This window comes from Haloferax elongans ATCC BAA-1513 (genome assembly GCF_000336755.1).
GTDB classification, from domain to species: domain Archaea; phylum Halobacteriota; class Halobacteria; order Halobacteriales; family Haloferacaceae; genus Haloferax; species Haloferax elongans.
Map to the genome: position 1 here is coordinate 370,130 of NZ_AOLK01000015.1, position 23,513 is coordinate 393,642.

At 60.2% G+C, this 23,513-nt stretch carries 23 protein-coding genes and 1 tRNA gene; 15 read left to right on the plus strand and 9 right to left on the minus strand.

What is annotated here, in order from left to right; genetic code table 11:
• The first annotated feature begins 67 nt into the window (after positions 1-67).
• A complete protein-coding gene (locus C453_RS08530) occupies positions 68-1,462 on the plus strand; it encodes a sensor histidine kinase (RefSeq protein ID WP_008323888.1) in 1,395 nt (464 codons plus the stop codon).
• A 34-nt stretch (positions 1,463-1,496) separates the two neighbouring features.
• Here C453_RS08530 and C453_RS08535 read toward each other — a convergent pair whose 3' ends face one another.
• Together C453_RS08535 and C453_RS08540 are read right to left on the minus strand one after the other, a co-directional pair.
• A complete protein-coding gene (locus C453_RS08535; protein ID WP_008323889.1) occupies positions 1,497-2,024 on the minus strand; it encodes a PH domain-containing protein in 528 nt (175 codons plus the stop codon).
• On the minus strand, positions 2,021-2,785 hold the full coding sequence (locus C453_RS08540) for a PH domain-containing protein (RefSeq protein WP_008323890.1): 765 nt from the start codon (positions 2,783-2,785) through the stop codon (positions 2,021-2,023). The genes C453_RS08535 and C453_RS08540 overlap by 4 nt, the downstream gene beginning before the upstream one ends.
• 168 nt (positions 2,786-2,953) lie before the next feature.
• Between C453_RS08540 and C453_RS08545 the strand changes: the two genes are divergently transcribed.
• The 5 genes from C453_RS08545 to C453_RS08565 all read left to right on the plus strand — a co-directional run bounded on the left by C453_RS08545 (position 2,954) and on the right by C453_RS08565 (position 8,199).
• The gene (locus C453_RS08545; protein ID WP_008323891.1) at positions 2,954-3,439 is read left to right on the plus strand and encodes an Lrp/AsnC family transcriptional regulator; all 486 of its coding nucleotides are present in this window, start codon (positions 2,954-2,956) and stop codon (positions 3,437-3,439) included.
• Positions 3,436-4,590 carry a pyridoxal phosphate-dependent aminotransferase gene (locus C453_RS08550; protein WP_008323892.1) on the plus strand — a complete coding sequence of 385 codons (1,155 nt, stop codon included), beginning with the start codon at positions 3,436-3,438 and terminating at the stop codon, positions 4,588-4,590. Before C453_RS08545 ends, C453_RS08550 begins: the two co-directional genes overlap by 4 nt.
• A 94-nt stretch (positions 4,591-4,684) precedes the next feature.
• Entirely contained in the window at positions 4,685-5,113 is a 429-nt protein-coding gene (locus C453_RS08555; protein WP_008323893.1) for a universal stress protein, read from the plus strand.
• 222 nt (positions 5,114-5,335) lie between these two features.
• On the plus strand, positions 5,336-6,046 hold the full coding sequence (locus C453_RS08560) for a DUF7504 family protein (RefSeq protein ID WP_008323894.1): 711 nt from the start codon (positions 5,336-5,338) through the stop codon (positions 6,044-6,046).
• Between the two features lie 50 nt (positions 6,047-6,096).
• Positions 6,097-8,199 carry a hypothetical protein gene (locus C453_RS08565; protein WP_008323895.1) on the plus strand — a complete coding sequence of 701 codons (2,103 nt, stop codon included), beginning with the start codon at positions 6,097-6,099 and terminating at the stop codon, positions 8,197-8,199.
• Here the strand turns inward: C453_RS08565 and C453_RS20405 are convergent, their stop codons facing one another.
• The 3 genes from C453_RS20405 to C453_RS08575 all read right to left on the minus strand — a co-directional run bounded on the left by C453_RS20405 (position 8,200) and on the right by C453_RS08575 (position 10,342).
• Positions 8,200-8,343, minus strand: coding sequence for a DUF7503 family protein (locus C453_RS20405; RefSeq protein WP_169316547.1), 144 nt, complete (start codon positions 8,341-8,343; stop codon positions 8,200-8,202).
• Positions 8,344-8,526: 183 nt separating this feature from the next.
• Positions 8,527-9,117, minus strand: a complete 591-nt coding sequence (locus C453_RS08570) for a response regulator transcription factor (protein WP_008323897.1) — start codon at positions 9,115-9,117, stop codon at positions 8,527-8,529.
• Positions 9,118-9,268: 151 nt separating this feature from the next.
• The gene (locus C453_RS08575) at positions 9,269-10,342 is read right to left on the minus strand and encodes a TrmB family transcriptional regulator (RefSeq protein WP_008323898.1); all 1,074 of its coding nucleotides are present in this window, start codon (positions 10,340-10,342) and stop codon (positions 9,269-9,271) included.
• A gap of 199 nt (positions 10,343-10,541) precedes the next feature.
• Between C453_RS08575 and C453_RS08580 the strand changes: the two genes are divergently transcribed.
• Positions 10,542-11,459: a glycosyltransferase gene (locus tag C453_RS08580; RefSeq protein ID WP_008323899.1), complete on the plus strand. Its 918-nt coding sequence runs from the start codon at positions 10,542-10,544 to the stop codon at positions 11,457-11,459.
• Positions 11,460-11,461: 2 nt separating this feature from the next.
• A complete protein-coding gene (locus C453_RS08585; protein WP_008323900.1) occupies positions 11,462-12,106 on the plus strand; it encodes an HD domain-containing protein in 645 nt (214 codons plus the stop codon).
• 134 nt (positions 12,107-12,240) lie between these two features.
• On the opposite strand, the gene guaB is transcribed toward C453_RS08585, so the two are convergent.
• Positions 12,241-13,737, minus strand: a complete 1,497-nt coding sequence (gene guaB / locus C453_RS08590) for an IMP dehydrogenase (protein WP_008323901.1) — start codon at positions 13,735-13,737, stop codon at positions 12,241-12,243.
• A 611-nt stretch (positions 13,738-14,348) separates the two neighbouring features.
• Here guaB and C453_RS08595 point away from each other — a divergent pair.
• From C453_RS08595 to C453_RS08610, 4 genes are all read left to right on the plus strand, one after another.
• Positions 14,349-15,287 carry a DUF5794 domain-containing protein gene (locus tag C453_RS08595; protein ID WP_049907585.1) on the plus strand — a complete coding sequence of 313 codons (939 nt, stop codon included), beginning with the start codon at positions 14,349-14,351 and terminating at the stop codon, positions 15,285-15,287.
• A gap of 63 nt (positions 15,288-15,350) precedes the next feature.
• On the plus strand, positions 15,351-15,737 hold the full coding sequence (locus C453_RS08600; RefSeq protein ID WP_008323903.1) for a secondary thiamine-phosphate synthase enzyme YjbQ: 387 nt from the start codon (positions 15,351-15,353) through the stop codon (positions 15,735-15,737).
• A gap of 51 nt (positions 15,738-15,788) precedes the next feature.
• The gene (locus C453_RS08605; protein WP_275039230.1) at positions 15,789-16,016 is read left to right on the plus strand and encodes a DUF5795 family protein; all 228 of its coding nucleotides are present in this window, start codon (positions 15,789-15,791) and stop codon (positions 16,014-16,016) included.
• Between the two features lie 51 nt (positions 16,017-16,067).
• Positions 16,068-16,244: transfer RNA gene (locus C453_RS08610), tRNA-Trp, on the plus strand.
• 236 nt (positions 16,245-16,480) lie between these two features.
• On the opposite strand, the gene C453_RS08615 is transcribed toward C453_RS08610, so the two are convergent.
• Positions 16,481-17,725 (minus strand): inorganic phosphate transporter, encoded by a 1,245-nt coding sequence (locus tag C453_RS08615; RefSeq protein WP_008323904.1) that lies wholly within the window; start codon positions 17,723-17,725, stop codon positions 16,481-16,483.
• Between the two features lie 580 nt (positions 17,726-18,305).
• Between C453_RS08615 and C453_RS08620 the strand changes: the two genes are divergently transcribed.
• The 3 genes from C453_RS08620 (at position 18,306) to C453_RS08630 (ending at position 21,972) form a co-directional block, all read left to right on the plus strand.
• Complete coding sequence (locus C453_RS08620) at positions 18,306-19,595, plus strand: MFS transporter (RefSeq protein ID WP_008323905.1); 1,290 nt, start codon at positions 18,306-18,308, stop codon at positions 19,593-19,595.
• 164 nt (positions 19,596-19,759) lie between these two features.
• On the plus strand, positions 19,760-20,482 hold the full coding sequence (locus tag C453_RS08625) for a hypothetical protein (protein WP_008323906.1): 723 nt from the start codon (positions 19,760-19,762) through the stop codon (positions 20,480-20,482).
• A 155-nt stretch (positions 20,483-20,637) separates the two neighbouring features.
• Positions 20,638-21,972 carry a right-handed parallel beta-helix repeat-containing protein gene (locus tag C453_RS08630; RefSeq protein WP_008323907.1) on the plus strand — a complete coding sequence of 445 codons (1,335 nt, stop codon included), beginning with the start codon at positions 20,638-20,640 and terminating at the stop codon, positions 21,970-21,972.
• Between the two features lie 24 nt (positions 21,973-21,996).
• Here C453_RS08630 and C453_RS08635 read toward each other — a convergent pair whose 3' ends face one another.
• Together C453_RS08635 and C453_RS08640 are read right to left on the minus strand one after the other, a co-directional pair.
• Entirely contained in the window at positions 21,997-23,130 is a 1,134-nt protein-coding gene (locus C453_RS08635; RefSeq protein ID WP_008323908.1) for a glycosyltransferase family 4 protein, read from the minus strand.
• Position 23,131: 1 nt separating this feature from the next.
• Entirely contained in the window at positions 23,132-23,509 is a 378-nt protein-coding gene (locus C453_RS08640) for a 6-pyruvoyl trahydropterin synthase family protein (RefSeq protein ID WP_008323909.1), read from the minus strand.
• Positions 23,510-23,513 lie beyond the last annotated feature (4 nt).

A 23,513-nucleotide genomic window follows, 5' to 3' on the forward strand; every position in this document is an offset into this window, starting at 1 on the left:
ATGATTTTCCCGAAAAGTATTACTGGTGATTCTCCGGTACTTCGAGCTAGCCACACGGCGACTAGTCATGGACACTCCCCGAGAGCGCCAGATACACTTCGACCAAGCCCAGGAAATTGCCGACATCGGGAGTTGGCACCTGGACCTCCGTGAAGATACGTTTCACTGGTCGAAGAACTGCTATCGAATCTTCGGGGTTCCGCAAAACGTGTCGATGACGTTCGAGCGATTTCTGAGCCGAGTCCATCCCGACGACCGAAGCGAGGTCGAAGCGGCGTGGAACGCCGCCCTCAACGGAGACCCGTACGATATCGAACACCGAATCGTGGTCGATGGTGAGACGAGGTGGGTCCGCGAACGGGGGGAACTAGAGTACGATTCCACCGGCGAGCCAGTACGCGCTATCGGCGTCGTCATGGACATCACCACCCGAAAAGCCCGCGAGCGGGAGATTCAACTGCGGAAGCGACGGTACCAATCGCTCTTCAACAGCATCCAAGACACCATTCTCGTCGCCGACGCCGACCGGACAATCATCGACGGCAACCCCGCGTTCACCGACCTCTTCGGGTACGAACTCGACGACGTAATCGGAGAGTCAGTTCGCCTCATCTACGCGAACGAGGCGGAGTTCCGCGAGGTCGGCCAGCGACTCAAGAATAGCTCTGACAAGCACACCACGATCACGATGCAGTGCCAGAAGCGCTCGGGACAGGTCTTCCCGGCCGAGACAACTATCGTCAGACGCAACGACGCCAGTGGGAAGACACTCGGATTCGTCGGCGTCATTCGGGACGTTTCGGAGCGTGAAGACCGGCGCCAGCAGATGAAAGTCATCGACCGCGTCCTTCGACACAACCTGCGGAACGACCTGAATCTCGTTCAGGGCTCCGCCGAGATGATTCTCGAATCGTCCGCGAAGTGTCCCGACCGCACTGCCCAGACGATTCTCGACACGAGCCGGCGATTGCTCGATACGGCACAGAAGTGGCGTCGAATCACGACGTTCCTCGCGGACCCACCGGCGGATGACGTTATCGACGTCGGGTCCGTCGTGGACTCAGTCGTCTCTCGGGTTCGACAACGGCACCCCGACGCGACCGTTGCGGCCGACCGGCCAGACGACTGCCGTGCCGATGCCACGCAGGCCATCGGAGAAGCAATCGAAGAACTCCTCGAAAATGCGGTCGTCCACTCGGGAGAGACGCCGGCGAACGTGGCACTTCTCGTGAGCCACAGAGACGCTGTCGTCGAGATTCGCGTCGTCGACGACGGGCCACGAATCCCCGAGATGGAGCGAAAGGTACTGACACGAGAAGAAGAGATAGAGCCGCTGTACCACGGGAGCGGACTCGGACTGTGGCTGGTCAATCTCATCGTTCGGCAGTCGGGCGGGATGTTAGAGTTCGACGAAAACGAACCCCACGGCAACATCGTGACCATCTTGCTCCCAACCGCCTGACCAGTGTTCGGCAGACACGCGGTGAGTCTGGTGACTATTCGACTGCCGCGCGGAGCGCCCGAACTTCTTCGAGCACGGCGGTCCACTGTTCGACTGTCCCCGGAATCTCGTCGCGGTCGAGGTGTCGGTCAATTTCGCCCCGGACCTCGTGAGGGTCGTTCACTTTCTCGAAGCGAATCGCACCACCGCCAGCCGCTTCGGCCGAGATAGTGCCGTAGCCGAACAGTGACCCGGTGATGTCCTGGGACAGCATGCTGTTTTGGATACGGTCGAGCGAGACGCGCCGGACGTTCCGAGAGAGGATGCCCGTCTTCTTGTAGAGCGCTTCGGTGGTGACGACGTAGCGGGTGTTGACTACTTGGAGGTACGACCAGACCGGCGCGACTACTCCGAGGACGCCGACCAGAGCGAAGAGCGGTTGGTTCACCTGCACGGCGACGAGCGCAGCGCCCGCGAGGATGACCACGGCGGCGACGACTGCGGGGATGACCGTCTGGATGCGCGGGCAGCCATCCCAGACGACGGCCTCGTCCGTCTCGCCGAGCCACTCGATGTCGCTCATCGGTCGTCAGTCACCGACGCGTCGAACTCGAATTCGGTCGGCTCCAGTGGGTCCAGTGAGCTTTCCGTCTGGTCCAAGTCTGAATCAGGCTGGCCTGTGTTCGAACCGGGTGTCGAGTTGGGTGTTGAACCGGGTGTCGAGTTGGGTGTTGAACCGGGTGTCGAGTCGGATGTCGAATCAGACGTCAGGTCGAAGTCGTTCTCGGTCGTCTTGGTCGACGACGTGTCGGGTGAGTCCCCCATCGAGTGGCTGGCGTCGCCTTCGATTGCTTCTCGAATTGCACGGAGTTCGGTGACGATGTCGTCGAGGACAGCCTCTTTCCCCTTCCCGCCGGCATCGCTGCTCCGACCGCGCTTGAGTCGCTCGTTGACCAGACTCTGAAGCGACTGTGGCTCGGCCACGTTCTGGAAGCTCATCTCCACGCCGCTCCCACCAGCGGTACTGATGTCGACGGTTCCGTAGCCGAACTGCGCGCCGAAGAACGTCTGGCTGTAGGACGTATCTTGGACTTTGTCGAATTCGATGCGCTGGACGCTCCGAGAGAGGACGCCCGTCTTCTTGTAGAGCGCTTCGGTGGTGACGACGTAGTTCGTATTCTTGAACGAGAGATACGACCCCACGAGAAGCGGGATACCGACGATAACCAGCGAGAGTGGCACACCCACGATGAGCGCGGGGACGAGACTGTACGGATGCGGTGTATCCGCCCAGAGAACCTCCTCCTCCTCGTCGAGGGTCAGCCAATCGAATTCTGTCTCCATAGTTGAAACGTTTCTCGAAGGAGATGGATAGGTTTTCCGCAGGCCATTCGGAGGGGTGGTGGGCCACACTACGACAAGAGATGACAGACGAAGATAGGACAACTGGTTGCCACGACACGTCCGCTTGCTTGGGTAAACCATTTCAATGATGCCTGCAACGGAGTGGCCATGGACAAGCGGTCACTGCTCGACCTGCTGCGTCGCGATGCTCGAGAGAGTGTAGACGACATTGCCCGACAACTGGGCGCAGACGCCGAGGCAGTGGCAGCAGCGCTCGAGGAACTCGAAGCCGACGGGGTCGTCCGGGGCTACCAGGCCGTCGTGGACTGGGACCGCGTCTCGGACGAGCACGTCCGCGCGCAAGTCGAAGTCGACGTCGAACTCGACCGCGAGACGGGGTACGAAGAGATTGCGACCCGTATCGCGCGGTTCCCCGAAGTCGCCACGCTCAGACTCGTCTCCGGCGACTATGACTTCTTCATCGAGGTCGAAGGCGAGTCGATGCACGACGTGTCGAACTTCGTCTCCGAGCGCATCGCCCCCATCCCGGAAGTCACCAAGACGGTGACGCACTTCGTGATGGACTCCTACAAGGAGGAGGGCATCGAACTCGGTGACGGCGACGACGACGACCGTCTCTCCGTGTCACCATGACGTTCGGCGACCACCTCTCGGAGCGCGTCGAACAGGTGCCACCGTCGGGAATCCGGCGATTCTTCGAACTCGCCGAGGAAGTAGACGACGTCATCTCTCTCGGTGTCGGTGAACCGGACTTCTCGGCCCCGTGGGCCGCCCGAACTGCCGCCATCGACTCGCTCGAACGCGGCAAAACCTCTTACACGTCCAACCGGGGGATGCGCGAACTCCGTGAAGCCATCTCGGAGCGCGTCACTCGCTACGGACAGGAGTACGACCCCGAAGACGAGATTATCGTCACGACCGGCGCGAGCGAAGCGGTCGACCTCGCCTTCCGGGCGTTCGTCGACCAGGGAGACATCGTCGCCATCCCACAACCGTCGTACATCTCGTACACACCGGGAGCGCTCTTCGCCGGTGGCGAGCCACTTCCGGTACCGACCCACGCCGAAGACGAGTTCAAACTGACGCCAGAGGCGCTGGAAGCCGCCGGTGCCGACGAGGCCGACGTGTTGGTGCTCTGCTACCCAAACAATCCGACTGGCGCGGTGATGACCGACGATGAACTGGCCGGCGTCGCCGAGTTCGTCCGAGAACACGACCTCATCGTCCTCTCGGACGAAATCTACGCCGACCTCCGGTACGAAGACGACCACGCCTCCATCGCGACCCATCCAGGGATGCGCGAGCGAACCATCGTGTTCAACGGTTTTTCGAAGGCGTACGCCATGACTGGCCTGCGCCTCGGCTACGCGATGGGACCGTCGGAGGCTATCGACGCGATGAACAAGGTCCACCAGTACGCGATGCTGTCGGCACCGACGACCGCGCAGTACGCCGCGCTCGAAGCGTTGCGGTCCTGTGACGACGCTGTCGAGGAGATGGTAAACGAGTACGACCGTCGCCGTCGGTTCGTTCTCGCCCGGTTCGAAGAGATGGGCATGGACTGCTTCGAAGCCAAAGGCGCATTCTACGTCTTCCCCGAGGTTCCCGACGGCGACGACGAAGCGTTCGCCGAGGGTCTCCTCGAAGAGCAGAACGTCGCTCTCGTGCCGGGAAGCGTCTTCGGCTCGGGCGGAGAGGGCCATCTGCGCGTCTCCTACGCGACGAGCATGAAGGAACTTCGCGTGGCGATGAACCGCATCGAAGCGTACGTCAGGGACACCTAACCGAGGCCTCGGTTACAGACACTAACTCGGCTTTAGAACCCGATTTTCTCTCGTGTGCGAAGGGTTGACACTCTTCGGGCACGTACGTTCAGGTATGTACGACGAGATACTGCTGCCAGTCGATGGGAGTCCGGCGTCTGAACAAGCGATTCCCCACGTGTTCGGGTTCGCGGAGATGTACGGCGCGACAGTCCACGTGTTGTTTGTCGCCGACACCGAACACGACGGCGTGGGCGGCATCGTTGGCGGTGAAGTCCTCACAAGACTCGAAAATGAAGGACAGAAACTCGTCGATGGCATCGTCAACCGAGCACACGAACGCGACATCGACGCGGTGGGTGTCGTCGAAAAGGGGTCGCCACACGAGGCGATACTCGAATACGCCACTGACCACGACATCGACGTCATCGTGATGGCCACCCACGGACGGACGGGTATCGAACGTGTATTGCTCGGAAGCGTGACCGAACGTATCGTCAGAAAAGCCTCTGTGCCGGTGTTGACGGTCCGGGAAGCGACGTAAGCGACATAAACGACGGACGCAGCGTAAGCGGGAATCGTTGAAGGAAAACACGACACTCTCGTCGTACTATTGGTCAGGGAACTCAGAGGGTCACTGCCCCAGGAGGTATGTGAGCAATAGTCGCGCGTCATAGGTCGGTGCAATAATTGTGTTAATTGCCACCATTGTTCGAGAGACCAACACGCAAAGTATTATTAAATATGGTTTCGTCAACCAACATGAATGGCGTCGGGAGGAAATACGGAGACGACTATCACCGACAAGAAGTCCGAGTTCCAACTCGGGTTAGAAGCACTCAAACAACGCGGAAGTGCACTTCTTGTCGTTGGTTCCGTCCCGACTGAACTGTACGCGAGGGCCTCAAAACAGATGCTCGGGGCCCCCGACGAGTCGCGACGCCGTCTCCTCGTGTTGAACAGTACGACATCCGTAGAGAACCGTCTCGACCCGTCCATCGAACGCTCGACAGAGTGTACTCGGACGATTCGGTATACGGCACTCGCTCGCGGGGCGGCCGCAGCCACCCCGCAAGAGCCGTCGCTGATATCCGATTCCTGTGAGCGGCACGTCACTGGAGAGATGGGCCAACTCGGTGCCGAGATTACGACAGACATCACGGAATTCGACAGACTCGCAAACGGCCTCGACCCGGCCGAACTTCGCGTCGCATTCGACTGCCTTCCAACACTGCTCGAAGAGTACGACAAAGAGCACGTCTTTCGGTTCTTGCACGTGCTGACGACGCACGTTCGTTCGAGACAGGGGATGATTCACGTGTGGTCTCCCGGCGAACGAGACGACGTGGTCAACAGAACACTGGAACCGCTTTTCGACGCTGTCGTCGAGCTAACAGTCGATGGAACCGAAGCCAAGCAGCGGTGGCACCTCAACACCGTCGACGTGTCGTCCGGCTGGTTTGTCCTCGAACCCTGAAACTCACCCTACCAATACGCTTTTCACTCGAATCACGACATATACTAACAATGGAACAGTCCGGTCTGGGTGAAGAGTCCGACGCCTCCATGGGTCTGGAGGTTGGGTTTTCACTCCCGTCAGACAGTGCTGGCCTCCTCGTTCGAGACCAAATCGAACGACATCAATTCAGATTGGAAACGCCCGCACCAGTCACTCCCAAACCGGTAGACGAGACCCGATTTTGGTTCCCGACAGACGCTGCAGTCTGCATCGAAACCGACCGCATCGACATCGCGGCCAACACGGTTGTCTGCGTCCGCGACGATGCTGGCTCGATGCTTGCACAGGTCGACCAGCGCCGTGCCGAGCAGTTCGGACCAGGTACGTACAGTCTCGAACTGTTCGGGCCCGTGAAGACGTATCTCAAAGTCGAGGGACCATTCACCATCGATGCCAAACCGCTGGAGACCAGCATCTCTCTCGACGAATCGCAGGGTGTTCTCGTCGGTGCTCGCTCGTCGCACGAATCACCGGCCGCGACTATCACGACGACGGACGACCCCGCAGACGTGATGAAAGCCGTCTCGGCGTTCAGTTCGGCACTCAAGACGACGAGCGTCGAGCGGTCCTACCCTACACTCAGAGGCCATCCGCCGCTTTTGGAACTCGGAGACGAACTCGACATTCCGGAGGGGATGGAGGCCGCAGACACCGGCATCCGGCTCGAAATCCCGCCGGACCTCCGGCACATCTTCGTCGTGGCACCCCTCGCGTACTATCTCGGTGCCGAACTCGTCTCGGGGGTCCGCCCACGACTCGTCGCTGACAGCGGCTTCGTTCACGAGTTCGACGGCCCGCGCGCATTCGAAGACGACGTTGCACGCGCGCTCAAACAGACGTTTTTCCTCGACTGCGTCGTCCGAACAGAGGGAATCTACGCCGTCGACCTCCACGAACGCGAAGTGGTCGAGTCCCGCCTCGACATCGATGTCGAAGCACTGTACGATGCACCGCTCGGAGAGCGACTCAAGACCTATTTCGAAGTTCCGTACGAGCAAATCAAGGACCTCGTTCCCGAGTGGAAGTTGACCACACACGTCGCTCCACAGCCGAGCAACGTCGAACTGCTTCCCTTCGTGACGAACGACCTTGCCGTGGTTCGGACACCAGACGGAACGGAAGTCCCCCACTCGGAAGTCGAGGCGTCGGCCGTCGACGACTTCCTACGAGACGATATCGTGCGGAGTACGGGGGCGACGACCGGACGAGAAACCTACGTCAAACCGCAATCGACCGACTCGGTCGAACAGGCGTGGATTAGCGACGGAACGCCTGTCGGCGCGAGTAAGACGACACCGGCGGCGTATCAGAACAGACTCCAGCGCAAACCAGCGGACGGCGACATCGGTATTACCGTCGTCTGCAACGACCAGGAGATGTTGGCCGAAAGCGACGTCGTCGACGAGGTGTACGGGTCGCGTGAGGAACTCGCGTTCGACGTTGACGCCCACTACGACCTCTCTCGCGAAGAGTTACGCTCGGTCCTTGCGGAACCAACTGACTTCCTGCACTATATCGGTCACATCGACGGCGATGGTTTCCAATGCCGTGATGGGAAAGTCGACGCCGAGACGCTAGACCACGTCGGAACCGGGGCGTTCTTCCTCAACGCTTGTCAGTCGTACGACCAGGGACTAGCGCTCGTCGAAGCAGGGGCTATCGGCGGTATCGTCACGTTCAGCGACGTGATCAACAGTCAAGCGGTCGGCGTGGGTCGAACGCTTGCGCGATTGTTGAATGGCGGGTTCCCATTGCAGACTTCTCTTGATGTCGTCAAGAGAGACAGCGATGTTGCACATCAGTATGGCGTTGTTGGTGATGGTGGTATCTCTGTCGTGCAAACTGAAAATGGAACTGCGGTCCTATGCGAAGTAACCCAATTAGATAGTGATGCGTATCATCTCTCGTACCAAGTGTATCCAACCTCGCGGTGTGGCCTTGGGTCCCTGATTCGCCCCGCCTTCCCAAACAATGATAGTTACTATCTGGGCTCTCAGCGAATAAATGATGTTAAGATGACACAGAATGAGCTTCGTGATTTTCTCTCCCTAGAGAATATGCCAATTATCTATAATGACTCGATACACTGGGATGATAGATTTTTGACTTAGTTACGGACCATAAATGACACTTGCACTCCCTCCTGCCGCTGCACTCCCTGCCTGCGAGAGCAGGAGGGTGAGCGTGAACAGGACGCCCATCATACGCGGATTCTGACGAAGGTACGAAACCATCGAGTTGGTGTTGTCGGACATGTACACTTCCATCGAGGACCGCCCATCAATTATAAATTTTCGTGTAGTTCTGACAAGTAATTAACTTAATTAAGTTGTATCAATAACACATAAAACGAAGAATAGTTAGCGTATCTCTCTGTCGGCGAAAATCGGTAGAGAAAGCCGCGGAACAGTTCCCGGATCGTTATCGGTGCGACCGGTCTACGAATCTTGGGAGTCAGACGACTCACCGATGTCTCGGTATACTGCCGTGACTCCTTTGGTCTCGTCGAGTTGTCCAAGTGTTTCGTCTAAGTCAGCGCGCAGTTCGTTCAGCTGCGCGGTGAGCTCTTGGTACTCTTCGTTGTCCTTGAGCGTCGCTTCGTCTTTCTCTGATTCGAGCAGGGCTTTCTTGGACGCGAGAGAAAAGAGGTCCTGAATCCCTGTATCGTAGTCGTTTCGCAACAGGAGGTTCGAGACGGTTTCGGTCAACGCCTCGCGAGAGACCGGTTTCACGAGGTAGTCGTCGAAGCCCATGGCGATGATGTCGAAGTCAGGTTCGACGGCTGTCACCATCGCGACGCGGCACTCGAAGCCGCGGTCGCGGATTTCGGCGAGGGCCTCGTCTCCCGAGAGGTCGGGCATCCGACGGTCGAGGAGAACAACGTTGACCTCGTTGTCCAGTTTCTCAAGGGCTTCGCGACCACCGTAAGCGACACGAATACGGTAGTCTTTCCGAAGCCAGGTTGCGTACAGATCGGCGAGGTCCGGCTCATCTTCGACGATGAGCACGAGTGGCTGTTCATCACTCATTGGTAGTTCAGTGGTGTTCCGGGAACACTCACGAAATTGAATGTCGTGCGGTGGTATATCAAAATACCCCTTGTCAGTCGTGGTGTCCTGAACAGGTTTGTACAAAATATGCGGCCTACGTATTGTTATACATTTCGGCGATGATGAGTGTTCAAGAAATCACCTCGATGGTAATTCTGTTCGCTTCGACCTCCTCGAGAACTGCGCCCCACCCACCGACTGAATATGTCTCGTCTTCGGTTTCGACGGTCAAGCAGACCTGTCCTGCGAGTTCTGAAAATGACAGTGAGTCGTCCGGTGCCGAGACTGCCGTGTAATAGAGGTCGGTTAGCTCTCCGGTGAACTCGATTGACTCACCACTTTCTGTCTTGTGTCCGACAATATTTGTGACGATGCGCTTGCCCTCGTCGAGCAGGGGCTTCGCATCCTGAACGAAGTTTCTGATATCAGAGTAGATAATCGGCGGGTCGTTAGATTGCGTGCAGTAGATGACGTCCCAGACCTCCCAGAGAGCCGTCTGGAAGTACCAGTGGAACACGTACGTCATCGTGTAGTCGTCGACGAGAACCCCATACTGGTTGACCGAGTCCGCGTGCGGGGCGAAGCACGCCCCAGTCCTATCGACGATGGCGATAAACGGTGTCGGGAGCGTCCGACGGCGGACTTCTGTCGCCACTCCCTCGAACAAGCGCTCGTCTACCGAGTCGAGTGTGTCTCCCTGTTCGGGGTGTAGAGAGACTTTCACCAGTGCGCCGTTTTCGTACGCCCGCGACAACGCCGGCCTGAGTGCTTCGAGTTGCTCCGGCGTCACAGAGACCTGCACCTCGCTCGTCGCGTCCCGGATCAACTCCTCAGCCCGACCGAACACGGTTTCGAATCGCTTGACGATACTCAGCATGTGCCGGTCGACGGCCGGCTCCTGCCAGCGCGTCTCGATCTCGGACGCCGCCTCGTCGAGTTGGTTTGCCCTATTCTTGAGATCCTCCATCACCGTCTGGGGGTTGCACGCCCGTGCGTGGAGGCTGTCCTGTTCGTACGTTTCGATATACCCGTTTGCTTCGAGGTCACGGAGAACGTCGTATATTCGTGCCGTTGGAACGGCACACGCGTCGGCTAATTCCGTTGCACTCGCCGCCCCGAGCTGAAGAAGTGCAACGTACGCCTCCGCTTGATACTGTGATAATCCAGCGTTTCGAAGCGCGGTACGCAGCTCCGCGGAATCCATCGCTCTGTAGATGCAGGGTATGCTTCCCTATTAATCATCCTCTATGACTTCGGTTGCGTGCAGAGCGCACAGGCAACAGATAATGATAGTTGAAGTCGTCGCGTTCGGTGGACAGGCCGTTCTCGTCCCGTAAGTCCACGATTCACCGCAATAGTGTCGATTAGAAATGTATATAAAAATTCAATAAGGGGGTTCATACATGAGCACCCCACCGGCGACGACCATCCTCCTTCCGACGATTCGGTGGACAGATGCATGCGAGGAGGTCGCCGACCAACTCGTACCGGGGGACGAACTGCTACTCGTCTGTGACGACGAGTCCGACCCCATCACAAGCCGGGAGGGTGGGCTGCCGGACGGGGTTCGAATCGTGAAAGCCGGGGAACCGGCGAGGTGCTCCGGGAAGGCGAACGCGATTATCGCGGGGATGCGCGAAGCCAAACACGACCGCATCGTCTGGACGGACGACGATTTTCACCACCCGTCCGATTGGCTTGCCGAGCTCCACGCCGCCTACGAGGAACACGGGCCGGTCACCGAGCTCCCGTTCTTTATCGGCCGCGACCCCCTCTCGATGCTCCTCGAACCGGTTTACGCTGTCGGCGGGACGCTCGGCGTCTACGCGGACGACATCGTCTGGGGCGGCGCGGTGATGTTCGAGCGGTCGGACCTCGACGTTGAGGCGTTCTTCGCCGACCTTCAGCGCACCGTGAGCGACGACGGAATTCTCACCGAACACCTCGACGTAACACCGCTTCGACGCACGCGGCGCGTTCCAGTCGGCGGGTCGATTCGTGACACGCTCGAACGGCACGCTCGATTCGCACAAATCGTCCGGTATCACGACCCGAAAGGGAAGGTCGTGATGCTCCTCCTCGCAACGCTCGTCTCGGTTGGGGCGGTCGCATTCCCGCTTCCCGCCCTCGTGCTCTTGACGCTCTTCCAACTGGGTCTCTACGCCGCCGTCGGCGAGTTGCGGTGGACGTTCCTGCTGGCGTACCCCGCGGCACTTGCCCAAGTTCCTCTGTTCCTGTACGGGCTGGCGCGCCGGACCTTCGTCTGGGGCGGGCGTCGCTACCGCTGGCGCGACAAGTTCGACGTGGAGGTCGTCTCCTGAAGATGACGTTCCTCGATGGAATTTCGAACGCCGAGGTGTTCCGAGAAATCGAACGCGAGATGCGTGCGTGGATTGGTGACGACTCGTCGGGTCACGACCTCGACCACGCGTGGCGTGTCTTCAACGTGGGCGTGAAGATTTCCGAACAGGAAGACGCAGATATCGAAGTCGTCGGCGCGGCAGTACTCACACACGACATCCACCGGTCGATGGGCGAAGAGGGGGAATACACCCCGCCCGAAGACTCGCTTTCTGCGGTCCGGTCGGTCCTCGAAGCGACCGCATTTCCCGATAAGAAAATACCCGACGTGCTCCACTGCGTCGCGGTTCACGAGGAATACGAGTTCGATGGCGGCGAGAATCCCGCGGAGACGACGGAGGCGCTCGTTCTGCAGGATGCCGACAATCTCGATGCCATCGGTGCGGTCGGTATCGCACGCAACTTCGCCTTCACGGGCGTCGTCGGGAATCGCCTGTGGGCACCCGACACAGACGAGTATTCGGGTCTCGGCCACTTCGACGATAAGCTGCTTCACCTCAAAGACGAGATGAACACGGAGGCCGCGCGGGCGGTTGCCGAAGAGCGGCACGCCTTCCTTGTGGAATTCGCAGAGCGATTTACAGAAGAGTGGTACGGAGAGCAGTAGTTGACGGACGCCACCGAGAGCGGTAGTACCGGGTGCTACGGAGAACGATAGCTACCGGTCCGAAAGCAGTGTAGAGAGCGTTCTGAGCGTCGAATCCAACAAAAGATGACGAACGCGAACGCGTTCCCGCGGAGTTACTCGGTCGGGCTGTAGTTCGGCGCTTCGTCGGTAATCATCACGTCGTGGGGGTGGCCTTCGGTCTGGCCAGCGGCGGAGACGCGAACGAAGCGAGCGCGTTCCTTGACGGCCGGAATCGTCTCGGCACCGACGTAGCCCATGCCGGACTGCATGCCACCGACGAGCTGGTGGAGTTCAGACGCGAGCGAGCCCTTGTACGGCGTCGCGGCCTCGACGCCCTCGGGGACGTACTCTTCGTCTTCGTTGTCTTCCTTGAGGTAGCGGTCGGCACCGCCGGACTGCATCGCACCGACAGAGCCCATGCCGCGGTACTGCTTGTACTTCTTGCCGTTCATCGTGATGACGCGGCCGGGGGCCTCGTCCGTGCCTGCGAAGTACGAACCGAGCATGACGGCGTCGGCACCGGCGGCGATGGCCTTGATGGCGTCGCCGGAGTAGCGGATGCCACCGTCGGCGATGACGGGGACGTCGTATTCTGCGGCCACGTCAGCGACTTCCGCGACGGCCGTAATCTGGGGCATCCCAGAGCCGGAGACGACGCGGGTCGTACAGATGGAACCGGGGCCGATACCGACCTTGAGGCCGTCGGCGAAGTCGACGATTTCCGCGGCTGCTTCGCGGGTCCCGACGTTGCCGACGACGACGTCAGCTTCGACGGTCTCCTTGATTTCGCGGGCGGCGTCGATGACGTTGAGGTTGTGCGCGTGGGCGCAGTCGATGAAGATGACGTCCGCACCGGCCTCGTCGGCCATCTGGGCGCGCTCGTCGTCGAACGGGCCGACGGCGACACCGCAGACGAGGCGACCGTCATCGTCACGGGCGGCGTTCTCGTGTTCGCGGCGCTGAAGGATACCCTGCATCGTGACGAGGCCGACGAGTCGGCTGTCTTCGTCGACGATGGGGACGCGCTCGATTTTGTGGTCGTACATGAGTTCGAGGGCGTCGCGGGCGCTCACGTCGCGCGTGGCCGTGATGACCTCGTCCGTCATGGCTTCGCGGACTTCGTCGGCCTCGCCGACTTCGAGGTAGGGACGGATGTCCGTGCCTGAAATGATGCCGAGGACGACGTCGTCCTCGCCGACGACGGGTGCACCGGAGACGCCAGCACGCTCCATCATCTCGTCGACGGCACTGATGGTCTGGTCGGGGCGTGCCGTGACCACGTCGTCGCGGCGGATGACCAGTTCGTCGGCGCGCTTGACGCGCTCTATCTCTTGGACCATCGCCTCTGCGTCCATGTTGCGGTGCAGAACACCGAGGCCACCCTCACGGGCCATCCCGATAGCCATCCGGCTCTCGGTGACAGTGTCCATCGCAGCAGAGAGAATCGGAATATTGAGTTCGACGTTCTTCGAGACGCGCGTCGAGACGTCCGCGTCATCTGGCTCGACCCGGCTTTCCATGGGTCGGAGCAGTACGTCGTCGAATGTGAGGGATTCGGGTACCCGAAGCTTCTCGGTGAAGGGTTCTTGGTCAGGAACGTCGTTCGCCATATCAAGCGTGGTTTCGGGGGCAACAAAAGGGTTGCGAGATGGCATAGGCGTGCCGATGTTTGGCAAGCCTGGCGGGGAAGATATACACGGAAGTGGTTACATTCGCGCGACCTGACGGATTCACTCGTGTGCAAGTGTCACAGACTATCGTAACGCAAGTCGGTCGTGAATAATCATCATGTTCGCGAACGTGTACCACAGCATCATAGGCCATAAGGGAAATAACCGAAGATTCCACACCTCAATTTAAAAAAGAACCAAATAAGTCTGTGTTCCATGCGGTCGTATCCCACACAACGTTTAATACTCCTGTCCGAAATTCGTTGTGTATGGACTCCACGTGTCCCGTTGCATCGCGTATTGCCGGTCAGATGAACCTCGACTCCGGCATTCTCTTTACACCGATGTGGCAGACATTTAAACGGGAGTTCAAACCAGGACACAATGGACGAAACGTACGAACCTCTCGTACGCCCCTGTCTGAATTGCGTCCTTATCGCCGCTTGGGCCATGGTCAAGGCCAATAACACGTAATGAGTGTCTCACGTCACCCAGTCGCCCTTCGTCTCGAGCAACAGGTAGGTGGTGCGACCCGGCTTCTCGCCACCGTCATGGCGCTCCCCCTCGTCGACGGAATCTTCCCCGCGCTCATCATCGCAGGCGCGTTGAACTCCGTCACGGGTATCTTACAGACTGGTCTCCTCATCTTCGGTGGGTCGGCAACGGTCGCCGTCATCCTCGCAGAGATGGAAGGCTCGCGCCGCGAGCAGCTCACGTCTATCCTGCTCCTCGGCGCGTTCCTCATCCCCGTGGCAGTCACCGAGGCTGCCATCGCGGAGACCATCGAGACGCTACTCAACTTCGAGGTCTTCCACCGCTTCGCCGGGTTGGTCATCCTGGCCGTCGCCGCGAAGACGGCTTCCTCGAAGGTCGGCGAATATCTCCCGTCACCAAGTGTCATCATCGGTCTCGGTCTCGTTGCCAGCTTCAACCCCGCAGGCGCTGAACTCGTCGTCAGCCCCGACCCGTCCCGGCTCATCAATGCCGGTGCGGCCGCCGGAACCGGCGTCGGCTTCGCCGGGGCTGTCGCCATCTTCGCGCCCCGTCTGCGCGGTAACGTCGACATCGACCTCTTCCGCTTCGGGAGTTCGGTCGCGCTCGGCATGCTCGCGCTCGACGTCCTCGGCCTGATGCCGACGCAGGCACCCGTCGCGCTCGGCGTCCTCGGCGTCACGGCGCTTTTCGCCTTCGACCCCGGGTCGGCAGCCGACCCCGAATCCGACGTCGCGGCCGACGCTTCGTCTGCCGGTGCCGAATTCGACGACGCACCCACGGTCGGGTCCCCGTCATCCCGCTCGGTCGACGACGCGGTCGCTGACGGTGGTGACGACGTTTCGGACGCCGTCGCGGCCGAAAACGGTGCTGGTGAGGCGGTCGTCGCCGACGCCGACGACGCAACCGACGCAGCCGTCGAAGACACGGACGACGACTCGCCCGAACCGGGCTACGGATATCCCGGTGAGGGGGAGTCACGCGCGCCGTGGCTGTAATTCGAGCGCCTGTTCTTTCGCATCGCGAGCCGTCTTTTTCCACCTGCACCCCGAACGCGCTGTATGCGCCGAACCTTCGACATCCAGACCGACCGGCGTCTCCAAGCTATCGACGTTACTCGGCAGGTCTCTAGGGTGCTCCCGTCGGACGCAGACGGCGTCTGTACCGTCTTTTCGCGTCACACGACGACGGGCGTCTGCGTCAACGAGGCGGAGTCACGGCTCTTGGGAGATATCGAGACGATGCTCGCCGATAGCGTCCCCGACGACGGCTGGGACCACGACGCACTCGACGGAAACGCCGACTCACACCTTCGTGCGCTTCTCGTCGGCAACGGCGTCTCGATACCTGTCGTCGACGGTGAGTTAGACCTCGGTCGCTGGCAGTCGGTACTCCTCGTCGAGTGCGATGGCCCGCGAACGAGAACCGTGATCGTGGCGATGCCGTAACTCGGGTCCAGTGCCGGAGGGCTTACTTACCTCGGTGCGTTTCGTCGGGACATGAGCAACCGCGTCGTACAAGGGCGGATGGTCACTCCAGAGACGCTGGCCGAACTCGTCGAAGGCGAGCGCCCGATGGAGGCCGAAGCGATTCAGGACGCCGACTTCGACTGCCCCGAATGCGGAGAGAACGTCATTTCGGTCGGGTACATGCCGAGTATCACTGAATTCGTGACCGCCTACAAGTGCCAAGAGTGCGACTGGGCAGACGACGACCGCGACGAGTAGAATCGAAACCCCTTTAAGAAAAATCGCCATACGAAAGAGTGCACACAAATCGGGGCTGTGGCCAAGCCCGGCATGGCGACTGACTCCAGAGGCTTGGCGCCCGGGACGACACTCCAGCTGATATACAGAGCGGCCGACTGATCATCGGTCGTGTTGAAGACCCTCTGGAGTTCCGAGGCGCACACCGGAGATATCAGTCGATCGGGGGTTCAAATCCCTCCGGCCCCATTTTCTCTCAAAAACCACCGTCTTAGCGGGTACTCTGTCCCTCGCGGACAGCGTGATTTTGTGTCTACTACACTCGGAGGAGTTGCGCCAAGGAGCGCGGCGAACGAAGTGAGCAAAGCGACCGTGGCTCACGAGAGATTGAGAAACTCAAGTCAACAAACAACGAAACGTCCCGCATGGATGCCTGACCTCCGACCAGGCATATGGGCCCCATCGTTCCATCGTATGAGCGGAGCTTACAGCACAAACGCAAACACCGGGTAGGAGGCGACAACCGCCAGCGAGGGCGTTAATACCCACATCGTGACAATACGCTTAGCAGCCGCTGGGTCGAAGAGACTCCGCTCGTCGAGATCCGCCGGTCCCTCTGAGCCGACATCCGGTACGTCCGGAATCCTTTCAGGTGCTTCGGGCGGTTCTTCGTGTCGTGCGATATCTCCGATCGTCGGGCTAGCAGGAGCCTCCTCGACACGTGAAGTAACTAATGCACCCGTCCCGATGTCCAAATCCGGACGCTCGGGTGTCGGCGTCGCTAACTCTGCAAGTGTCGCTGCCCGACTTGCCCGGCCCCACCCGAGCCCGATAATTGCAGATGTCGTACTTACTGCGAGACTTGCGGGAATTCCGAGGTACGAGAGAATCGTGATAATCGTTCCCCCGATTACGGAGACGATCAGTGAGGCGAGAATCGGGAGCTCCGTGATATCGTCGCCAACCGTCTCCAGGGTTCGTCGGGCGATAGTGAAACTGCCCAAACCGAAGGCCACCACCGCGAGTAGAACCCCCTGGTCGACGGTGAGTGCTCCCCCTTCGCCGACGAGGGGAGCCACAGCGTTCGCGGCGTTCGACGCCCCCGCCGAGAATGCCATGTAGCAGGCGATGACGACCACCGAAATCGATCCGACGATGTCCTGGAGCGACGCGTTCGGGTTTATGTACGGACGTGGAACCCTCCCCGAGCGGTCGAGCTGGATAAAGTGGAGGTCGAACCTGGTAAACGCGACGTAGCGGTCGAGATACGGGTAGATGTAGCGTCCGATCACAATCCCAATAGCGAAGCTCAGAAGCGGGGCGACGATCCACGCCGAGACGATAACGAACATCAGCGCCTGATTGAGCGTATCCGACGCGAGACCCAGCCCGACGATGGCCCCAACAGCCGTCATCGAGGTTGAGGCTGGAACGCCGTAGAGATTCGAAACGAGTAGCGACAGCCCGGTGAAAAACAAGACTGTGACGCTCGCAACAGGAGTGAACTGGGTTGCTGGTACGATACTGCTGCTCATCGTGGCGATGACGTTTCGACCGACGGTCCACGCACCGAGGAAGCCAAACCCGACAAACAGGGTCGCGGCAGTCGCCTTCCGAACGAGGCGTGAGCCAACGGCCGGACCGAACGCCACGCCCGTCGACGAGCCTCCAATGTTGAACCCGACGAATACGGCGACAGCGACACCAGCGACGGTTAGCAGTGACACCATCTTGTCGTAGCTACCTCAACGTCACATGTCTTGCAGATATAATTTCTGAGTAGATTCTGGTCTACGTGTATCGTAAATATCTACGTGCCTGTGTATCAGATCTCGTTGTCTATCGTTGAGCTCAGCGCTTCGAATGCGGTGGATACACCCTCTGTCTGTGTCGCGCGGTTCGTGTTCGATTCTGAGGTATTCGCCATCGGCCTCTTACAAAACGTCTGTGCTGTCAGTGGTGCTCACTCGTCTCCGTCAGGGCCACTATCGAGAGTCGGGGGCCTGATATCGAAGGAAAGATCGAAGTGGAGAATTGACACGTCCCGTGCCCACCTGTCTCACGGAAAACATAATATACTCGGCTACGAGTTACTATTTGCTGCCGTCAGAGGCACGCCCCCTGCGACGACATTGCCGACAACCCTCTTGCAGGTCTTCAATTCACGAAAGCGCAGGTATCGACGGACGTCGTCACCGACTCGCCGCCACGAGAGCGCACCGGGCTTCACGCGCTCACCGGGACGTGGAGGCGTCATCGACGTCCGAACCGTGCGTACATTGATACGATTATCGTCCTTACCGACCGGCGATGGGTTCCTCTCTCGACAGTCGAATCCTCGCTCTCGCGATGGCACGAATGGTCGATGCGCTCGCCAACTCGTTTCTGGTCGTCGTGCTGCCGCTGTATATCGGGAGCCAACTCGTCGAACTCCCGTCGTTCGTCGGGACGACTGTCGCACTCGGCGTCGCCGAGTTCACGGTGACAGCTGAACTCCTCATCGGCGTCGTCCTCTCGCTTTTCGGCTTCCTCAACAGTTTCAGCCAACCGGTCACGGGGTCGATATCGGACAAGACCGGCCGTCGGAAAGTGTTTCTCCTGACTGGGCTGGCGCTCGTCGCAATCGGGAGCGCCGGGTACATCGTCTTCACTGATTACCTCTCGATACTGCTGATGCGCGGGCTTCAAGGCATCGGCGCGGCGTTCACCATTCCGGTCACTGTCGCGCTGGTGAACGAACTCTCGGCCGCGGACGAACGCGGCGGGAACTTCGGCCTATTCAACACGTTCCGACTGCTCGGGTTCGGCGTCGGCCCGCTGGTGGCTGGAGGCGTCGTCGCCGCCGGACCCTACACGCTGTTCGCGATACCGATATCCGGCTTCGAAGCCGCGTTTCTCGTCGCGGTCATCGGGGCGGTCCTCAGCTTTGCACTCATCGTCGTCCTCATCGACGACCCGGAGCGGACCGAAAGCGAGGCGGCCGACGACATCTCGCTCACGATTCGGAATCCCGACGGTTCGGGACTCGACCCGGTGTTCGCACTCGGTCTCGCGACTATCGTGATGGCCCTGAGCCTCGCTATCTTCGCCCCGTTGGCCAACCTCGTCAACGCCCGCCTCGACCAAGGAACGTTTCTCTTCGCCGTCCAGTTCGGAGCGACAGTGCTGGCGAACGTCATATTCCAGTACCCAATCGGTCGGCTCAGCGACCGCTACGGTCGACGGCCGTTCCTGCTCGGTGGCTTCGTCCTCCTCTTGCCGACCACGCTCGCACAGGGGTTCGTACAGGAACCACTGTTGATGATTCTCGCGCGGTTCTTGCAGGGAATCGCCGTCGCGGCTGTGTTCGCTCCCTCGCTCGCGCTCGCGGGGGACCTCGCCAAAGAGGGCCAGTCGGGGTCGACGCTCTCGATTTTGACGATGGGATTCGGACTCGGAGTTGCCTTCGGGACGCTGTTTTCCGGCATCCTCGTTGGGTTTGGGTTTGCGGTGCCGTTCGTCGTCGCGACACTCCTCGGTAGCGTGGGTCTCGTTGTCGTGTACACCCAAGTCGGAGAGACAATTGGTGAGTCGACGGCGACGCCGATGGCGGGTGACTAACTGGGGATAGCCGACTGTCGGTGCGACTTACACTCGACGCGACGCTGGTTTGCGAAGCTGCTTTCCTACATAGAATGCGAGATAAACTCACGCATACTTTTGCTGTAAGGAGACCAACACGCTAGCTAATGAGCACGCAAACAGTCCGTGGAACAATCGGAGGAATGGCACAGCGGGCGAATCCGTCGTTCGCAGGGGGCGTCGTCACCATCTCAGTTGTTGCTCTCACGTACGTCCTTACCGTCGGGTCGGTGCAGATACACACCTACGTCCACGTAATGGCGGGCGTCCTCTGGACGGGGACGGACCTGTTTATCGGGGCAATCCTCGGCCCGGTGCTCGGCGGTCTCGACGCGGACGACAGCGCGGCAGTCTTCGAGCGATTGACGCCGAAGACGTCGTTTTTCTTGCCGTCGATGGCGTTTCTCACCATCGCGACCGGACTGACTCTCGCGCTCCGTGTCGGACTGTTCCCGAACCCGGACCCGTGGCTCGCGCTCTTCACCGCGATCAACCTCGTTCCGATACTCTTGCTGTTAGGATGGCGGTTGAACGCGTGGTCTGATTGGCGGTGGCGGATTCCCTTCGCCGTCGTGACCATCGGGTCGCTCGTCTGGGTCGGCTTGACCATCGGAAACCTGCAAATGACGACGCCCGCTGTCGTCGTGGCGCTGGCTATCGTGACGATTCTCTCCGTTCAGGGGTTCGGCTTCTTGATGCCCGGCGAAGTCAGAATCTATCTGGAGATGACCTCGCCGACTCCCGATTCCGAAGTAATCGCCGCGGTCGGACAGCAAAACGCGATGCTCGGCGGCGTGCAGGGGCTGTTCCAACTCATCCTCATCGTCGATATGGTCTACCTGCGATACGGTGGGCTTCCGCTTTGAGTCGCCTGCCGTGATTCGGCGGCCGAACATGGCCCCGCAAGCAGAGACAGCAATTCGTCCCGAACTCGTTTCAACGAAACTGACTGTCTCAGTTGCTTACTAATTTAACCTAGTTGACAATTTTATAGTGTCCCAGGTAGTACTGTACTGATAGAATGCCCCTCCACTCACGTCGTTCGTTCCTCGCCGGAGCAGCGGCACTCGGGACGTTGGCTCTCGCGGGGTGTGGTGGACGCGCCACCGAGGAGACGGTCACGACGGAGACAGCAGCCACGCCCACGCGAACGCGAACGGACCCGGTGACAGAGACGCCCGAGCCAAACGTTGTCGACCCCGAAGATGCGGAGAACGTCTACTACGTCGACCCGAGGGCTGGGTCGGACAGCAACAGTGGTGACTCACTCGACTCGGCGTTCGAAACCCTTCGGCCCGTGATGTACGACGCCGAATTCGAACTCGGTGCGGGTGACGTCGTCTACCTCCGCGGCGGTGTCCACAAACTCCGAGGAGACGGCAGTATCAACCTCTCGTACCTCACGGGAACCGAAGAGAAACCCATTACCATTCAGGCACTCCCCGGCGAGCGGCCCGTCATCGACGTCAACATGAAGGGGTCGAACGGGATTTCGATGTTCGGAAGCGAGCACATCCATCTCCGGGGGTTCGAACTCAAGAACGTCAAGCGAAACGGCATCGCGTGCAGCGAGTCGAACGATGGGCCCGCGAAGTCGTGTGTGTTCGAAGATTTAGAGATTCACCATTATGGGCAGGGAGACGAGCGAAACGGTAACGGAATCAGTTTCTACGGGCGCTCGTTCGACCACTTCGTTCGGCGAGTCACGGCCCACCACGGCGGGTCGAAAAACAGCTCCGACGGCTTCTACATCGGCGGCGAAGGTGACCGCTTGAGCGGGGACCACCGCTTCGAAGAGTGTGTCGCGTATCTGAACGCCGACGACGGCTTCGATTTCTACCGCTCGGACCCGACACGTGGCAGTCTCGTCGTTAACTGCGTCGCCTACAAGAACGGAACCGACGGCAACGGCACCACGGGAGACGGAAACGGCTTCAAGATGGGTGGCGGGTGGGAGACCGGCGGCAACCGCTGTTATCGCTGCGTCGCCTACGACAACACCGCCTACGGATTCGATAACAACGGTGCGAGCGTCGCCAACACCTACGACCACTGCACCTCGTTCCGAAACGGAACCTTCGGGTTCAGCTTCACCGGCAACACCGAACCGGATAACATCGCGCGCAACTCGCTGGCGTGGCTCAACGGCGAAGGAGCGGTGTTTCAGGCATTCAACGTCCGAAGTGAGCGGAATTCGTGGGACCTCGACATCGACGACCCCGAGTTCGCGAAGACGGTGACCGGCGACGACTTCCTCCGCCTGACGAAAGGCTCGCCGTGTATCGATGCCGGTGTCGATATCGGCGAACCATATCTCGGTGCAGCGCCCGACCTCGGTGCGTTCGAGTACACATAGCTACGGGTCGAAAAAGGCCGCTGGTCACTTCACAGACCGAGTCGTGCTATTCGTGGCTGTCGCGTCTGTCGCGCCCATCGAGCCAGTCGCAGTTCCCTCGGCGACCGCACGCACGAACTCGCGGACTGTCGCTGCCGTCTCGTCCCACGTCACGTGGTCGAGATACCGCTGTCTGGCGGCCAAGGAGTGGGCGACGAGGCGCTCGGAGTCCCGACAGAGCGGCGCGATAGCATCTGTAATCTCGGATGGGTCCGTCGGGTCGACGAGATAGCCGTCTTCGCGGTGCGTGACGAGTTCGCTCCCACCGCCAGCGGTCGAAACGATAGCTGGGAGCCCGAATCCCATCGCTTCGAGCGCGGCGATGCCGAAGCCCTCGTAGTGAGAGGGGAGTGCGAACACGTGCGACTCACGCAGTGTTGCAGCGAGGTCGGCATCGGGGAGTCGGCCGGTGAAAGTGACGTAGTCCTCGATACCGAGGTCAGACACGAGCGTTCGAAGCCGACGTTCGTATCTGGCGTCGACCGCTGCGCCGACCACCGTCAACTCCCACTCCCACCGGACGCGAGAGAGCCCGCGGAGCAGTCCATCGACGTTTTTCCGCGGTTCGAGGTTGCCGACGGTGACGACTTGGAGTGGGCCGTCGGTCGCCCGCTCGCCAATCGCTTCGGGCGTCACCGGGGCACCGAACTCGGAAAACCGGTCGCCAGCAGGATACGCGACGACGCTCGGCTCGGTCGTCGTCAAGTCTGCGACGCTCTCCCGAGTGGTCTCGCTGTTGAACACGAACGCGTCGACCGAGTCGAGATAGCGTGCTTCGACGAGTTGGCGGAGTCGGCGTCGCCACGGGTGGAAGTTCTCTCGGGAGTTGAGGTGGTGGACGACCGAGACGAGCGGCGTATCGTCGTCGAGACCAGCGTTTGCGGCGGCGAGCGACGGGTGACACAACTCGTCTTGGAGCAGCACGTCGACGTCCAGCTTTCGCAAGCGACGGAGTGCCGTGGCGTTGTCTCCGAGACGCGCCCAGTACGCTCGCTCGGGGAGCGAGACGACCGTCACCTCGTCACCCGCCTCGCGGAACCGACGGACGAGTTCGAGGTCGTAGCGGTAGCCACCGGAGCGGTCGTCGAGCGGGCCGTAGACGACGAATCCGAGATGCACGTTAGAGGTCCGTCTCGTAGGTCGCGCTCGCGACGTCGTCTTCCCAGATTCGGACCGAGAGATGTGTCGGCTGTGTCAACTCCGCGGCATCGACGAACCGTCCGCACACCTCACGAGCGAATCGCTCGATACTCGGATTCTTCCCTTCGAACTCGGGGAGGTCGTTCATCGTCTCGTCGCGGTAGCGAGCGAGGGTCGCATCCAGCGCCGATTTCACGTCGTCGATGTCGACGAGATAGCCGTATTCGTCGAGTTCTGGACCGGTGAGTTCCACTTCGACAGTAAAGGCGTGTGAATGGCGCTCACCTTCTGGCCCAGGGTCAGGGACCGTCAGGTAGTGCTGCGCGATAATATCTTGGCGAACCGACACGCGATACATACCA